This window comes from Rhodoferax mekongensis, from assembly GCF_032191775.1.
GTDB classification, from domain to species: Bacteria; Pseudomonadota; Gammaproteobacteria; order Burkholderiales; family Burkholderiaceae_C; genus Allorhodoferax; species Allorhodoferax mekongensis.
Window position 1 is genome coordinate 154,032 of record NZ_CP132507.1, and the last position, 14,170, is coordinate 168,201.

Genomic DNA, 14,170 nt, shown 5'->3' on the forward strand with positions numbered 1-14,170 from the left:
TCAGCCAAACAAGGCGGCCAGCGCTTCACCGGGCTCCGGCGCACGCATGAAGGCCTCGCCCACCAGAAATGCATTCACCCCTGCCGCACCCATGCGGAGCACGTCGTCCCGGGTATGGATGCCGCTTTCCGTCACCAGCAGTTTGTCGGCGGGCACCATGGAGCGCAGCGTCAGCGTGGTGTCCAGCGTCACATCAAACGTCTTGAGGTTGCGGTTATTGATGCCCAGCAAAGGGGTCTTGAGCTTCAAGGCTCGCTCCAGCTCCTCTTGGTCATGCACTTCCACCAGTACCGCCATATCCAACCCAAAGGCAATCGCTTCGAGATCTTTCATTTGCGCATCGTCCAGGCACGCTGCAATAAGCAGAATGGCGTCGGCTCCCATGGAGCGGGACTCGTAAATTTGATACGGATCCACCATGAAGTCCTTGCGCAGCACCGGCAACTGGCAGCTGGCGCGGGCCTGTTTGAGGTAATCCACCTCACCCTGGAAAAACTGCACGTCGGTCAGCACCGAGAGGCAAGCTGCACCATGCTCGGCATAGCTCTGGGCAATGTCTGCAGGGATAAAGTCGGCGCGGATCACGCCTTTGGACGGGCTGGCCTTCTTGACCTCGGCAATCACAGCCGGCTTGCCGGCGGCGATCTTGGCGCGCAGGGCGCCCACAAAGTCACGCGTCAGCACGCGGGACTCGGCGTCCGCACGCACGAATTCCAGCGATTTGCGGTTCTTGGCAGCCGCCACTTCCTGGTGCTTGACGGCTACGATTTTGTCGAGAATGTCGCTCATGGGGGGTCCTGATAGTTAGTTCGCCAAGCGGCTGGAGAGGGCCACCAGTGCGTCGAGCTTGGCCTTGGCCGCTCCTGATTCAATAGCTGCACGCGCAAGTGCTATGCCAGCTTCCATGCTTTCCGCCACATTGGCGGCATACAGGGCGACGCCGGCATTCAGCGTCACAATGTCTTTGGCCGGGCCGGGCTGATTATTGAGCACGCCCATCAACATGGCTTTGGAGTCTTCAGCGGTTTCCACCTTGAGGGCACGGTTGCTGGCCATGACCATGCCGAAATCTTCGGGGTGGATCTCGTACTCGCGGATTTCGCCATTCTTGAGCTCGCCGACCAGTGTGCCGGCGCCCAGGCTCACTTCGTCCATACCGTCACGGCCGTACACCACGATCGCGTGTTCCGCACCCAGGCGCTGCAAGGCCCGCACCTGGATACCCACCAGATCGGCGTGAAACACGCCCATCAGGATGTTGGGCGCTCCAGCCGGGTTGGTCAGCGGCCCCAGGATGTTGAAGATGGTACGCACGCCCATCTCCTTGCGCACCGGGGCCACGTTTTTCATGGCGGGGTGGTGGTTGGGCGCGAACATGAAGCCGATGCCCTGCTCGGCAATGCAGTGGGCGATCTGGTCGGGTTTCAAGTTGATGTTCAGGCCCAGCGCTTCGAGCACATCGGCGCTGCCGCTCTTGCTGCTGACGCTGCGCCCGCCGTGCTTGCTGACCTTGGCACCCGCCGCCGCGGCGACAAACATGCTGCAGGTCGAGATGTTGAAGGTATGGCTGCCGTCGCCGCCCGTACCCACAATGTCTACCAAGTTGGTTTTGTCGGCCACCTCCACTTTGGTGGAGAACTCGCGCATCACCTGCGCGGCGGCCGTGATTTCGCCGATAGTTTCCTTCTTGACCCGCAAGCCGGTGATGAGGGCGGCCATCATGACGGGCGACATCTCGCCGGACATGATCTGGCGCATCAGGTGCAGCATTTCATCGTGAAAGATTTCACGGTGTTCAATGGTGCGCTGCAGCGCCTCTTGGGGGGTTATTTTGACGGTGTGGGGCATGGCGTCTCCTTAAAGCTCGGGCGCGGCGGTGCGCGCCAGTTTGATTCCGAATCCTACAAACAAGGCGCCAGCCACACGGTCCAGCCAGTGCATGCCTTGTTGAACCAGCGCGGTTCGCTGCGCCGCCCAGCCTGCCAAGACGGCGTAGCCAATGTTGATGGGGATGGCATTGACGTTGAACAGCACCCCCAGCACCAAGAAAGCCAGCGTCGGGTGACTGGCGCCCGGAGTGATGAACTGCGGCACAAAGGCCAGAAAGAACAGTGCGACCTTGGGGTTGAGGGCATTGGTCAGAAAGCCACGAAAAAATATGGCTTTCAGGCCTCCAGCGCCCGTGGAATCTGCGCTAGCAGCTTCCAAATCGATAGCAGGCTGGGTTTTGGACGTAAGCATGCGTAGGCCCATGAACACCAGATACGCAGCCCCCACCCACTTGAGCACGGTGAAAGCCATCGCCGAGGTGGCCAGCAAGGCACTCACGCCCAAGCCGGCCGCCACAATGTGCACAAAGCAACCTGCGGTAATGCCGAACGCCGCCACGATACCCGCACGCACCCCGCTGCGCAAAGCGTGGCTCACGATGTACAACACATCGGGCCCGGGTGTGAGGTTGAGCAGCCAGCCGGACAGCACGAAGAGCCCCAAGTGTTCAATCCCCAGTTCAGCCCACATCGCCCGCTGCCCCTCAGTACACCGCGGCGCCGCGACTGACCGCAGCACCTGCCACCGGAGTGGCGTGGGCAAAGAACTCGTGGATGCCGGCAATCGCACGGTCAATACCAGCAGCATCCACATCCAGATGCGTCACAAAGCGCAGGCCGATGAGGCCGGTGGCCAACACGCCGCGCGCCTTGAGGAACGCCAGCAAATCCGGGCCACGCCCATCCGCCACGTCTACAAAGACGATATTGGTCTGCGCAGATCGCACGTGCAGGCCGGCAATACCCTGCAAGCCGGTGGCCAGGCTTTGCGCCAAATCGTGATCGTCGGCCAATCGGTCCAGGTGATGATCCAGCGCATAGCTCGCAGCTGCAGCCAAAAAGCCGGCCTGGCGCATACCGCCCCCGGCCATTTTGCGGACGCGGTGGGCACGGGCGATCAGCTCACGGCTGCCGCACAGGGCCGAGCCCACCGGCGCGCCCAGCCCTTTGCTGAAGCACACCGAGACGCTGTCAAAGTAGCCGGCAATACGCCTGGCTGATTGAAGGACGGACTCCCCGGCCTTCGCCGTGGCCACTGCCGCATTGAACAGCCGTGCGCCGTCCAGGTGCACCGCCAGCCCGCGTTCCCGCGCCAGCCCGGTGGCCTGCTCCAGGTAGCTGACCGGCATGGGATTGCCATTCCAGGTGTTTTCCAGGCACAGCAAGCGGGTGCGTGCGAAGTGGCAGTCGTCGGGCTTGATGGCGGCGGCGATGTCGGCCAATGCCATCTGGCCGCCGGCGTCCTGCGCCAGGGGCTGCGGCTGAATGCTGCCCAGCACCGCGGCACCGCCACCTTCATAACGGTAGGTGTGCGCCAGCTGGCCGACGATGTATTCGTCCCCCCGTCCACAGTGCGCCATCAAAGCGCACAAATTGCTTTGGGTCCCGGTAGGCATGAACAAGGCCGCTTCGAAACCCAGGAGGGCGGCGACTTTGTCTTGAAGCGCGTTGACGCTGGGGTCATCCCCGAACACATCGTCGCCCAGCGGAGCGGCAAACATGGCCTCCCGCATGGCGGCGGTAGGGCGGGTGACGGTGTCACTGCGCAAATCAACAATAGTGGTCATTTCAGCCTCTGGCGCCCGTTGGATATGCGCAGACAGCTATCAAAAGAATAGCTACCCGCCTACCGGTTTATTGCAAAAAGTTCTTCAGCATGGCGTGGCCATGCTCCGTGAGGATGCTTTCCGGATGGAACTGCACCCCCTCCATGCGCACGGCGTGCGGCAGGTTCTTGTGGCGCACCCCCATGATTTCGCCATCATCCGTCCACGCAGTGACTGCCAGCTCATGCGGACAAGTGGCCCGCTCAATGGCCAGTGAGTGGTAGCGGTTCACGGTGAATTTCTCGGGCAGGCCGGCAAAAACGCCTTCTTGCGTGGTGGTGATGACGCTGGTCTTGCCGTGCATCAGCTCCTGCGCACGGATGATCTTGCCGCCCAAGGCCGCACCAATGCTCTGGTGACCCAGGCAGACGCCCAGAATCGGCAGCTTGCCCATGAAGTGGCGAATGGCGGGTACCGAAATGCCCGCTTCATTGGGCGAGCATGGGCCGGGCGAAATGACCAGCCGGTCGGCGCCGCGGGCGGCAATGCCTGCTAGCGTGATTTCGTCGTTGCGGAATACCTCCACCTCTGCGCCCAACTCGCCGAAGTACTGGACGATGTTGAAGGTGAACGAATCGTAGTTGTCGATCATCACGAGCTTCATACTGTTTCTCCTTGGCGCAAACGGGCAAACTCCCGGCGCTCAAATGCAATGGATGCGTCCATCAGGGCGCGGTAAGCGGCTTCCACCACCTCAGGCTGGCCACCCTGCTCTGCCGCCATGCGGCGCACGCGGGCGGCGATGAATTCAATGCGTTCCTGGTCGTGAACCTTGCTCGCATCCTGCTTGATGCGGGCAGCTTGTGTCATGTAGCCGGTGCGTTCCACCAGCAAGGCGGTAATGCGCTCATCCAGCGCGTCGATGTGGCTGCGCACTTCGGCCATGGTCTCGCAATGTTGTGCTTTGTTGGCGGTGATCATTGCAGACCCTCCTCCACCAGCTCGGCGGCACGCAGCAGTGCACGCGCCTTGGCTTCGGTTTCTTTCCACTCCAGTTCAGGCACGCTGTCGGCCACCACACCGGCGGCGGCTTGCACATACAAGGTTTCGTTCTTGATGATGCCGGTACGGATGGCAATCGCCACGTCCATATCGCCCGCGTAGCTCAGGTAACCGCAAGCGCCGCCGTAAATGCCGCGCTTGGTAGGCTCCAGCTGGTCAATCAGTTCCATGGCGTGCACCTTGGGCGCGCCGGTCAGCGTGCCCGCAGGGAACGTGGCTTTGAGCACATCCATGCTGGTCATGCCGGCGTTCAAGGTTCCCTCTACGTTGCTCACGATATGCATCACGTGGCTGTACCGCTCGACGATGAAAGCGTCCGTCACCTTGACCGAGCCGATTTCGGCAATGCGGCCAATGTCGTTGCGGGCCAGGTCGATCAGCATCACGTGCTCGGCACGCTCTTTGGGGTCGTTGATCAGCTCGACTTCGGCGGCCTTGTCCAGCTCGGGCGTGGCGCCGCGCGGGCGCGTGCCGGCCAGGGGGCGGATGGTGACTTTGGTGCCGGGCTTGTCGCCTGCGGTGATTTGTTCTTGCCGCACCAAGATTTCAGGGGAAGCGCCTACCACCTGGAAATCCCCGAAGTTGTAGAAGTACATGTACGGGCTGGGGTTCAGGGTACGCAGGGCGCGGTACAGGCTGAGCGGCGAGGCGGTGTAGCGCTTTTTGATGCGCTGGCCCACCTGCACCTGCATGAAGTCGCCACCGGCAATCAGCTCTTTGGCACGTTCCACGGCGGCGATGTAGTCCGCCTTGGCGAAGTCACGCTGGGCTTCAAAGCTTTGCGAAGGCTTGATATCCGGCGCGCTTACGGCCTGCGCCAGCTTGGCACGCAGCTCGGCCAAGCGCGCTTGGCCTGCGGCATAGGCACCGGGCAAAGCCGGGTCCACGTACACCATTAGGTGCAGCTTGCCGGACAGGTTATCGATCACCGCCAACTCTTCGCACTGCAAAAGCAGAATATCGGGCGTGCCCAACTCATCGGGCGGGCAACTGTCCTGCAGCTTTTTCTCGATGTATCGGACAGCGTCGTACCCGAAGTAGCCCGCCAGGCCACCGCAAAAGCGCGGCATGCCGGGCTGCAAGGCCACCTTGAAACGCCGCTGATATTGGGCAATGAAGTCCAGCGGGTTGAGTGCCGAGGTTTCCACCACCACACCCTCAGTCACTACCTCTGTGCAGGCCGCCGCACCGAATCCGCTGGCACGCACCAAGGTGCGCGCAGGCAGGCCGATAAAGCTGTAGCGGCCAAAACGCTCGCCGCCCACCACCGACTCCAGCAGAAAGCTGTTGGCAGCGGGTTCGGCGTCGCCGGCATTGCGGGCCAGCTTGAGGTACACAGAAAGTGGGGTTTCCAGATCCGCAAAAGCCTGGGTGCTCAGCGGGATGCGGTTGTAGCCTTGCGCTTGCAGGGCCAGAAATTCAGATTCAGTCATCGGGGGGCGACGCCTCTCAAACAATCTATTCACGGGGGCTTGCGGGCAAGGCCACAAACCCGGAAAAAGGTGCGCGCAATAGATCGGAGGGGAATCCGTGCCACTTGACCGCGCAAAGCTCACAAACCGTGCGCGTTGGCCGCTAGGAGCGACCGGCAGGTATCAGAGCCCAGGCACAACAGACAAGGTACGCCAGGGCCAGGCTCCCCGGTCGCTCAAACCTGTTCTGCTGATGTGGTGGATAAACATGGGCACAGTGTAGCAAACACGCCAGACGCGGAAATGGCCCGAAAACCACGTTACCCGCAAAAACCCTGATGTGCTTTTGCCCGCGCACCCGCACAATGCGCTTCTCACAAAAAAAAGAACGGTCGTTCTATTTAAGGTGCCCCATGACATTGAAACACTCACTCCTCGCCGGTTTGCTCACCCTTTGCACCAGCCTCTCCGTCATGGCGGCGCCCGATATCAATGGCGTCAAAATAGAAGACAACATCACGCTGGCAGGCAGCAAGTTGCAACTCAACGGAGCTGGCATCCGTTACAAAGCCATTTTCAAAGTCTATGTCGCAGAACTGCACACCACCCAAAAAGTCAGTTCCCTCGATGAGTTGATTGCAGCCCCCGGCCCCAAACGCCTGAGCATGACCTTTTTGCGCGAGATCGAGGCCGGCCCCTTCGGTAAATTGCTCACACGTGGCGTCGAAGACAACGTGCCCAAGAATGAAATGTCCAAGCTCGTACCCGGCCTGATCCGCATGGGCGACATCTTTACCGTCAACAAGGCGCTCTTGCCCGGCGACGTCATCCACCTCGACTGGATTCCCGGCACCGGCATGGTGGTGACGGCCAAAGGCAAAGTTCAGGGTGAACCCTTTAAGGAACCCGAGTTTTTCAAAGCCATCATGTCCATCTGGTTCGGCCCATCACCTGCAGACTTCAAACTGAAAGAAGCTTTGCTGGGTCAGAAGTAACCCGATTTACTCCAAGCCTCACAGGCCGGCATGGCAACATGCCGGCCTTTTTTGCGCTCTACCGGTGGCCTCATAGAGACAAATGATGACAAAAGCCGGGCTTCCCTGTAGATTGCGCAGCACAAGTTGAAAATTCATGAAAACAAGGGAGCATGAATGGAACTGAGTGTGGAACGAGCAATCGGCTTTGTCTTTGGCCCGTCGACGCTGCTTTTGGGATGACGGAAGACATCCTCAAGCGCTCAGGTGGGGCCGGAGTTGCGACTGCGGTTGATTCAGCGACGAAAAGCACGCACATGCCCCATTTATCTTCCGGCGATATCGCCGATATTCCCTTTGTGATCGACGGCATTGCCCCCCCCATCACTCCCGTCGTAGAGCGTTCGATGGCGGAAGTTGCCCATCGAAACGAACCACACACCATGGCAGTCCATAAAAATGGTGCAACAGCCGGACTGCAACAACGGGCCAAGGGCTTGCCGGAAATGGGCTCCGTCTTCGAAACCGGCGAAGACCTGATGCGATCGATGGCTTTCGTCACTTAATTTTTGTATCAGCAGGGACATCCATGAAGCTCAAACACCAAATCATTGCGCTGGGATTGGTTGGCATTTTGGCGTCGGGACTGGTCGGTGGGATCGGTCTATTGCAGACTGACAGACTGTCCGGCGCCATCGATGCGTCAGAGGCCATGTCCAGCGCGCTCCAGAACAGCCAGGAGGCCGACATGATGCACGACGCAATACGCGGCGATGTACTGTTGCTGGTGCAGGGTGCGACCACCCAGAACGCCAATCAAATTGCCGAGGCCAGTAAGGACTTGGAAGAACATGCCAAGACTTTCAACGACGCCATCGCACAATTGGAAGAAAAGCCGCTGCCCCCAGACGTCAAAGCCATGCTGCAAACAACCAAGCCGATGGTGCAGGAATACATTGCTGCGGCCCGAAAAGCGCAAGAACTAGCGGCCAAGGATTTAGCCGCTGCGGGCACCGCTATCGATGGATTTCAGGTGGCCTTCGGCAAGCTTGAAGACCAGATGGCCCACCAAGCAGACGGAATCGAAAAAGGCGTAGCGGCAGCCCGGACAGAATCGCACGCCAAGGTCATCAGTTCCAGAACACAGGTGCTGATCGCCTGGGTTCTTTCAACGCTGTTGCTTGTAGGCGGTGCAGTATTCCTGGCTCGCGAGCTCTCACAGCCGATTGCCCATGCCGCTTCGATTGCAAATGCGCTTTCTGAAGGCCATCTGCATACCGAGATTCACCCCGCGGGCAGCGATGAAACCATTCAATTGCTGAGGTCCATGGAAGTCATGCAGCGCAGCTTCAGCAACACAGTGCGCGCCGTGAAAAGCAGCGCTGACGCAGTCGCCACCGCCAGCGCCGAAATCGCCCAAGGCAACAACGACCTCTCCGCCCGCACCGAACAACAAGCCAGCGCTCTGGAAGAAACCGCAGCGTCCATGGAAGAACTCGGCTCCACCGTCAAACAAAACGCCGACTCCGCCCGCCAGGCCAATCAACTGGCCATGAATGCCTCTACCGTGGCTATTCAAGGCGGAGAAGTCGTTGGTCAAGTCGTGGAGACCATGAAAGGCATCAATGAATCCAGCCGCAGAATTGCAGACATCATCAGCGTCATTGACGGCATTGCCTTCCAGACCAACATCCTGGCCCTGAACGCCGCTGTTGAGGCCGCCCGGGCCGGAGAACAAGGCCGTGGCTTTGCCGTCGTAGCCTCTGAAGTCCGATCGCTGGCAGGACGCAGTGCCGAAGCCGCCAAAGAAATCAAGAGCCTGATCAACGCCAGCGTAGAGCGGGTAGAGCAGGGAAGTAGCCTGGTAGACAAAGCCGGTGAAACCATGACCGAAGTGGTCAGCAGCATCCGCCGGGTGACCGACATCATGGGAGAAATCAGCGCCGCCAGCTCAGAACAGAGTGCAGGTGTTTCCCAAGTGGGAGAAGCAGTCACCCAGATGGACCAGGCCACGCAACAAAACGCTGCCTTGGTGGAAGAGATGGCAGCGGCTGCCAGCAGCCTGAAGAGTCAGGCCCATGATCTGGTGCAGGTGGTGGCGGTGTTCAAGCTGGGCAACGAGAACCACGGCGGCTATTCAGGTACAAGCGTCACAAGTGGCAACAGTTCGACCGGCGGAGGCAGTCACGCGTTGGCAAGCCCCTTGCCCAAAGCAGCCGTGCGCTCCAACCCACCCCAGAAGTTGAACTTTGCGGGGCCCGAGCGCAGGGCAGCAGCTGCAGCAAATTCCGCCAAAACTGCCCCCAAGCCAGCCGCCAAACCGGCAGCCTCACCGGCAAAAGCTCCGCCGGTGCTGACAGCTCAGGCCATCTCACCCCCCAAGACCAGCAGCCGCGTGACGCCTGCGGGCGGGGATGATGATTGGGAGACTTTTTAAGCCCAGCGGAAGTCCGCGAGGCTGTCGACCACAGCGTCAGCATCCACGGCGTGGACAGGCTGGCCATGGTTGTAACCGTAGCTCACCAGCAGCACCGGGCAGCCGGCAGCGCGGGCGGCTTGGGCGTCATTGCTGGAGTCACCCACCATCAGGGTGCGCGCAGGGACTACGTCCATCTGTTCACAAGCGAACAGCAAAGGCATGGGGTCGGGTTTTTTGCGTTCTACGGCATCGCCACCGACCACAAGACTGAAATAGCCTGCGAGGCCTTTGTCGGCCAGCAAGGTTTTGGCAAACGCGGTGGGCTTGTTGGTGACACACACCATCTTCAAGCCCTGCTGCTTCCAGGCATCCAAACCTCGCACCACGCCAGGGTACACCTTGGAATAAAGGCCATTCACTTCCACATAGTGGCGCTGATAGGCCGCCCATGCCGATTCGTAAAGCGCTACACTTTCCATAGCAGCCTGCGCACTATCGATGTGCGCCAGCAGGCTTTTTATCAAGTGCTCAGAGCCCTTGCCGACCATTTTCTCCACCAAGTCTTGATGGACGGTGAATGTATGGAAGGGCTCCGGCAAATCGGCCAGCATGCGCTGCAAAGCCTGCACAAAATCACCCAAGGTGTCGACCATGGTGCCGTCCAGATCGACGATGACGGCGTCCAGCGCAGTGCGGGGCCAGCATGACATTTCGCTCACGCAATTTTCTCCAGGGGTTGTCGGGCTTGTATCCAGGCCACCAGCGCTTCGACGTCCATGGGGCGCCCGAACCAGTAACCCTGGCCCTTTTGGCAGCCCATCGCGGCCATCTCGGTAGCCTGTTCCGCGGTTTCAATGCCTTCTGCCACCGTACCCAACTTCAAGGTCGCGGCCACCCGCAAGGTGGCTTCAATCAATACACGGTGGTAGTCACTCTTGTCGAGCAGGTTGACGAATGAACGGTCGATCTTGATGGAACTTACCGGCAACTCATGCAGGCAGGCGAGCGACGAGTAGCCGGTTCCAAAGTCATCCAGTGACAGTGCTACTCCCATGGCTCGTAGTTCCTGCAAGGTGGTCTGCACCAGCGCATCCTGGGCGGCCAAGCTCTCGGTCACTTCCAATACCAACTGCTGGGGCTCCATATCTGCGCTGCGAAGAGCGTCACGCACCATGTCTACCAGGCCGGGCTCCCTCAACTGTGCGCGGGAAAGGTTCACAGACATGCTGGGCGGCGCGGCAGACCCCAGGTCGCGCTGCAATTGCGCAAACGTCTGGCAGGCTGTTTCCAACACAAACTTCCCGAGTGCGGCAATCACACCGCACGCCTCCGCCAAGGGAATGAAGTCCACCGGCGAAACCGCGCCGCGCACCGGGTGCTGCCAGCGCACCAAGGCCTCCACACCGGCTAACTGATGCCCCGGCAAATGAACCAACGGTTGATAGACCACCCGCATTTCGCGGTTGTCCAGCGCCTGACGCAAGTCGTTCTCCAAAGAAACAGAGTCACTCACCTGCGAACGCATCAGCGGATCGAACACTACATAGCGTGCACGGCCGCTTCGCTTGGCCTCATACATGGCGATGTCTGCGTCCCGCAGCACGCTGTCCGCGTCATCTTCGGTGTGGGTGCTGGTCACGATGCCGATGCTCACGGTGGATGTCACCCGGTGTCCGTCCAACACATACGGCGCAGCCAGCACATCGAGGAGGCGGCCGGCGACGTGAATGGCGTCCAGATCACCACGGATATCGTCAAGCAGGACCACGAACTCATCCCCCCCGATGCGGGCGGCTACCTTGTCAAAGTCCCCACTGTGGGCAAAACTATCTCCGGGCCTCAGGCTGTCCTCCAGGCGGCGGGCAATCTGGCGCAGCAAAGCATCGCCTACGGTGTGACCCAGGGTGTCGTTGACCTGCTTGAAACGGTCAAAGTCCATGAACAGCACCGCAAAGTGATAGCCGGGCTCCAAGTGGCGACGCGCCAATGCTGCACGGATCAACTCCACCATGACCGTGCGATTGGGCAGCGCAGTCAAGTCGTCAGTGCGTGCTGCGGTACGAAGCTGCTGCTCCAGCGCCTTTTGGGCATTCACATCCATGGCCACGCCGGCCAAGCGCAACACGCGCCCCTGCACAGACCGGTCTGCTGCACGACCTGCGAACAGGACCCACACCCAACGCCCGGAATGGTGGCGCAGACGCACCGAGAGGCGGTGCTCATTGGACTCATCCCGCAAATGCTGGCGCAGGGAATGCTTCCAAGCCTGCACATCATCGGGGTGGATCAAACTCAACCAGGTCGCGGAACGAGGCATCAAGGCACCGTCCGGATATCCTAGGATCTGCTGCATGCGCGCATTCCATCCCACGCTGTCATCGACCAAATCCCAGTGCCAAATGCCCAAGCCGGCGCCGGACACCGCCAAGGACAGGATCTCTTGCTGTGTACGCACTGCCGTGAGGTCGGTCGCGACCAGAACCCAACCGGACATGGTGCCATCTTCATCGCGGATAGGTTGCATGTCCACCAGCACCCATCCCAATTCGGCACTCTTGGTGATCACGCGCACTTCGCGTTTGATGCCTCGCCCTTGCGCCAGCGCTTCAGTGAACTCGGTGAAATGGGTCGGGTCGGCGCTGCGCGCCTTCAGCAAGGTGCCGATGCGACGCCCCCGAGACTGGTCCGGGGAATAGCCGGTCAGGTTGCTGAATGCCTCGTTGATCCAGACCACCCGGTGCACGCTGTCAGTGATGGCAATCGCATTGGAGCTCAGCTCGGCCACCATCGCCAGCCGTTTCAAACGTTCCGCCTGGCTGGACATGGCTTCGTACTGGCGCCGCACCCCGCGCGCTGTGGGCTCCACCACCCCCACCGCAAGCAATACGCCCAAGGCGGCAATTCCCCCCACGATGGTCCAGATCGTGGAGATCAATCTTCTGCTCCGCTGCTCTACGTCCTGTTGCACCATTCGGCTCAAGTCGTACACAGAAGTCGAAACGCGTTGAACAACACGCTCCATCTCCACCAGCAAGGCGCCCTGAGCTCCGGACTGATCTGCCGAGGCCGCTCCCCACCTCTCCAGCAAAGGCCACAGTACTTCTCGGTCGGCGCGCCAGGCTGCCAGCGCAGAGAGCACCGCATCGGACGCCATCGGTTCCAGCGCCGCCTGGCGATTCAACAGCTCGTCGAAGCTCTGCGCCTCTTTGCGCAAAAGCAGCGCCGCCGAGCCGACAGCCTCTCTGCGCGCTGGCGCGTCCAACCGGCCATGCAGGGCTTCAATCAACAGTCCCAGCCGCTGAGTGGTTGTCACCTGCTCTGCCACCGACTGCATGACCTCTATGTCGAGTTGCCGGGTTTCTTGCCAGTGCTGGGCCAGTATGCCCCTCAGAGACCCCAGGACCAACAGGAGCAGCAACACACCATACATCGCCACCCGGACCCGAACATGGGAGTTACGCCCGCCCAACCAGGGACTGCCGAACTGGTCCTTCAGCTGCAAGGTCTTGGTTGGGGGCTGGTCCAAATAGTGCTCCGTGTCAAGGTGCCAGGCTGTGTTCAGCCCGCCAGCGCAACGCGCATGGCGTCCACCACCGACTTGTAGTCCGGTTTGCCGAAAATGGCGCTGCCCGCCACGAAGGTGTCTGCGCCCGCATCGGCCACGCGTCGGATATTGTCGGTTTTGATGCCGCCGTCCACTTCAAGGCGAATGTCTTTGCCGCTAGCCTCAATGCGCTTGCGGGCTGCCTCGACCTTGCGCAGGGCCGAGTCAATAAAGCTCTGGCCGCCGAAGCCAGGGTTGACGCTCATGATGAGGATAAGGTCAATATCGTCGATCACCCAGTCCAGCACATCCAGGGGCTCGGCGGGGTTGAACACCAGACCGGCCTTCACGCCCTTGGACTTGATGGCCTGCACACTGCGGTGCACATGGCCGGAGGCATCGGGGTGAAAGCTGATGTAGTCCGCACCTGCTTCGGCAAAGCTGGCCGCCAGCGCGTCTACCGGAGAAATCATCAAGTGCACATCAATCGGCACGGCGCCCCCCTCGGCGGTCTTGGCATGGGGCTTCAAGGCGCTGCAAATCATGGGACCGAAAGTCAGGTTGGGCACATAGTGGTTGTCCATCACATCAAAGTGAATCCAATCCGCGCCGGCGGCGATCACGTTTTTGACTTCTTCACCCAGTCGGGCAAAGTCGGCAGAGAGGATGGAGGGGGCAATACGGTAGGTCATGACAACGACGTCCAGGGAGGGGTTTCGGGTTTTTGGGGGTATTTCGAAATGCACATTTTCGCAGGTAGCATTGCCGGATGGCCAAATACGCATTCCTGGTGGAAGTCAAACCCCAATATCTGGCGGAGCAATCCGCCCCGCATGAGGACCTGTATGTCTTCGCGTACACCATCACCATCACCAATATCGGCGAAGTGACGGCGCAATTGATCTCCCGCACCTGGAATGTGAATGACGCCACCGGCCACACCGAACGCGTCAAAGGCTTGGGCGTGGTGGGCCAGCAACCCCTGCTCAAGCCCGGCCAGTCTTTTGAATACACCAGTGGAACCCGCTTGCGCACCCCCACAGGCACCATGCACGGCAGCTTTTTTTGCGTAGCCGAGGACGGCGAAAAATTCGATACCGACATTCCCATGTTCGTTCTGGACGCCCTGAGTGATGCGGATGGCCCGCGCACGCTGCATTGAAG

14 protein-coding genes are annotated in these 14,170 nt (G+C 60.4%); 4 read left to right on the plus strand and 10 right to left on the minus strand.

The features are described from left to right. The 7 genes from trpC to RAN89_RS00700 all read right to left on the minus strand — a co-directional run bounded on the left by trpC (position 1) and on the right by RAN89_RS00700 (position 6,090). Complete coding sequence (gene trpC / locus RAN89_RS00670) at positions 1 to 789, minus strand: indole-3-glycerol phosphate synthase TrpC (protein ID WP_313867782.1); 789 nt, start codon at positions 787 to 789, stop codon at positions 1 to 3. Positions 790 to 804: 15 nt separating this feature from the next. Further along, positions 805 to 1,848 (minus strand): anthranilate phosphoribosyltransferase, encoded by a 1,044-nt coding sequence (gene trpD / locus RAN89_RS00675; protein WP_313867783.1) that lies wholly within the window; start codon positions 1,846 to 1,848, stop codon positions 805 to 807. A 9-nt stretch (positions 1,849 to 1,857) separates the two neighbouring features. Then, positions 1,858 to 2,520, minus strand: a complete 663-nt coding sequence (locus RAN89_RS00680) for a LysE family translocator (RefSeq protein WP_313867784.1) — start codon at positions 2,518 to 2,520, stop codon at positions 1,858 to 1,860. A gap of 13 nt (positions 2,521 to 2,533) precedes the next feature. Then, complete coding sequence (gene ltaE, locus RAN89_RS00685) at positions 2,534 to 3,616, minus strand: low-specificity L-threonine aldolase (RefSeq protein WP_313867785.1); 1,083 nt, start codon at positions 3,614 to 3,616, stop codon at positions 2,534 to 2,536. Positions 3,617 to 3,683: 67 nt separating this feature from the next. Further along, entirely contained in the window at positions 3,684 to 4,259 is a 576-nt protein-coding gene (locus RAN89_RS00690; RefSeq protein WP_313867786.1) for an anthranilate synthase component II, read from the minus strand. Further along, positions 4,256 to 4,576, minus strand: coding sequence for a chorismate mutase (locus RAN89_RS00695; RefSeq protein ID WP_313867787.1), 321 nt, complete (start codon positions 4,574 to 4,576; stop codon positions 4,256 to 4,258). The genes RAN89_RS00690 and RAN89_RS00695 overlap by 4 nt, the downstream gene beginning before the upstream one ends. Beyond that, positions 4,573 to 6,090 carry an anthranilate synthase component I family protein gene (locus tag RAN89_RS00700; RefSeq protein ID WP_313867788.1) on the minus strand — a complete coding sequence of 506 codons (1,518 nt, stop codon included), beginning with the start codon at positions 6,088 to 6,090 and terminating at the stop codon, positions 4,573 to 4,575. The genes RAN89_RS00695 and RAN89_RS00700 overlap by 4 nt, the downstream gene beginning before the upstream one ends. Positions 6,091 to 6,482: 392 nt before the next feature. On the opposite strand from RAN89_RS00700, the gene RAN89_RS00705 reads away from it, so the two are divergent. From RAN89_RS00705 to RAN89_RS00715, 3 genes are all read left to right on the plus strand, one after another. Next, positions 6,483 to 7,064 (plus strand): chalcone isomerase family protein, encoded by a 582-nt coding sequence (locus RAN89_RS00705; protein ID WP_313867789.1) that lies wholly within the window; start codon positions 6,483 to 6,485, stop codon positions 7,062 to 7,064. 218 nt (positions 7,065 to 7,282) lie between these two features. Then, positions 7,283 to 7,609, plus strand: a complete 327-nt coding sequence (locus RAN89_RS00710) for a hypothetical protein (protein WP_313867790.1) — start codon at positions 7,283 to 7,285, stop codon at positions 7,607 to 7,609. 23 nt (positions 7,610 to 7,632) lie between these two features. Continuing rightward, positions 7,633 to 9,480, plus strand: coding sequence for a methyl-accepting chemotaxis protein (locus RAN89_RS00715; protein WP_313867791.1), 1,848 nt, complete (start codon positions 7,633 to 7,635; stop codon positions 9,478 to 9,480). Here RAN89_RS00715 and RAN89_RS00720 read toward each other — a convergent pair. Genes RAN89_RS00720 through rpe form a run of 3 tightly spaced genes read right to left on the minus strand, consistent with a single transcriptional unit; the run spans position 9,477 to position 13,698 of the window. Further along, positions 9,477 to 10,172: a phosphoglycolate phosphatase gene (locus RAN89_RS00720; RefSeq protein ID WP_313869315.1), complete on the minus strand. Its 696-nt coding sequence runs from the start codon at positions 10,170 to 10,172 to the stop codon at positions 9,477 to 9,479. The genes RAN89_RS00715 and RAN89_RS00720 overlap by 4 nt on opposite strands. Before the next feature lie 5 nt (positions 10,173 to 10,177). Next, on the minus strand, positions 10,178 to 12,988 hold the full coding sequence (locus RAN89_RS00725; RefSeq protein WP_313867792.1) for a putative bifunctional diguanylate cyclase/phosphodiesterase: 2,811 nt from the start codon (positions 12,986 to 12,988) through the stop codon (positions 10,178 to 10,180). Between the two features lie 32 nt (positions 12,989 to 13,020). Continuing rightward, positions 13,021 to 13,698: a ribulose-phosphate 3-epimerase gene (gene rpe / locus RAN89_RS00730; RefSeq protein ID WP_313867793.1), complete on the minus strand. Its 678-nt coding sequence runs from the start codon at positions 13,696 to 13,698 to the stop codon at positions 13,021 to 13,023. A 77-nt stretch (positions 13,699 to 13,775) separates the two neighbouring features. On the opposite strand from rpe, the gene apaG reads away from it, so the two are divergent. Further along, complete coding sequence (gene apaG, locus RAN89_RS00735) at positions 13,776 to 14,168, plus strand: Co2+/Mg2+ efflux protein ApaG (protein WP_313867794.1); 393 nt, start codon at positions 13,776 to 13,778, stop codon at positions 14,166 to 14,168. Positions 14,169 to 14,170: the final 2 nt, after the last annotated feature.

What these genes read in the sequence shown, in the direction of transcription:
- trpC (WP_313867782.1), bottom strand. Translation starts at nt 789, where the DNA reads ATGAGCGACATTCTCGACAAAATCGTAGCCGTCAAGCACCAGGAAGTG.
- trpD (WP_313867783.1), bottom strand. Translation starts at nt 1,848, where the DNA reads ATGCCCCACACCGTCAAAATAACCCCCCAAGAGGCGCTGCAGCGCACC.
- RAN89_RS00680 (WP_313867784.1), bottom strand. Translation starts at nt 2,520, where the DNA reads ATGTGGGCTGAACTGGGGATTGAACACTTGGGGCTCTTCGTGCTGTCC.
- ltaE (WP_313867785.1), bottom strand. Translation starts at nt 3,616, where the DNA reads ATGACCACTATTGTTGATTTGCGCAGTGACACCGTCACCCGCCCTACC.
- RAN89_RS00690 (WP_313867786.1), bottom strand. Translation starts at nt 4,259, where the DNA reads ATGAAGCTCGTGATGATCGACAACTACGATTCGTTCACCTTCAACATC.
- RAN89_RS00695 (WP_313867787.1), bottom strand. Translation starts at nt 4,576, where the DNA reads ATGATCACCGCCAACAAAGCACAACATTGCGAGACCATGGCCGAAGTG.
- RAN89_RS00700 (WP_313867788.1), bottom strand. Translation starts at nt 6,090, where the DNA reads ATGACTGAATCTGAATTTCTGGCCCTGCAAGCGCAAGGCTACAACCGC.
- RAN89_RS00705 (WP_313867789.1), top strand. Translation starts at nt 6,483, where the DNA reads ATGACATTGAAACACTCACTCCTCGCCGGTTTGCTCACCCTTTGCACC.
- RAN89_RS00710 (WP_313867790.1), top strand. Translation starts at nt 7,283, where the DNA reads ATGACGGAAGACATCCTCAAGCGCTCAGGTGGGGCCGGAGTTGCGACT.
- RAN89_RS00715 (WP_313867791.1), top strand. Translation starts at nt 7,633, where the DNA reads ATGAAGCTCAAACACCAAATCATTGCGCTGGGATTGGTTGGCATTTTG.
- RAN89_RS00720 (WP_313869315.1), bottom strand. Translation starts at nt 10,172, where the DNA reads ATGTCATGCTGGCCCCGCACTGCGCTGGACGCCGTCATCGTCGATCTG.
- rpe (WP_313867793.1), bottom strand. Translation starts at nt 13,698, where the DNA reads ATGACCTACCGTATTGCCCCCTCCATCCTCTCTGCCGACTTTGCCCGA.
- apaG (WP_313867794.1), top strand. Translation starts at nt 13,776, where the DNA reads ATGGCCAAATACGCATTCCTGGTGGAAGTCAAACCCCAATATCTGGCG.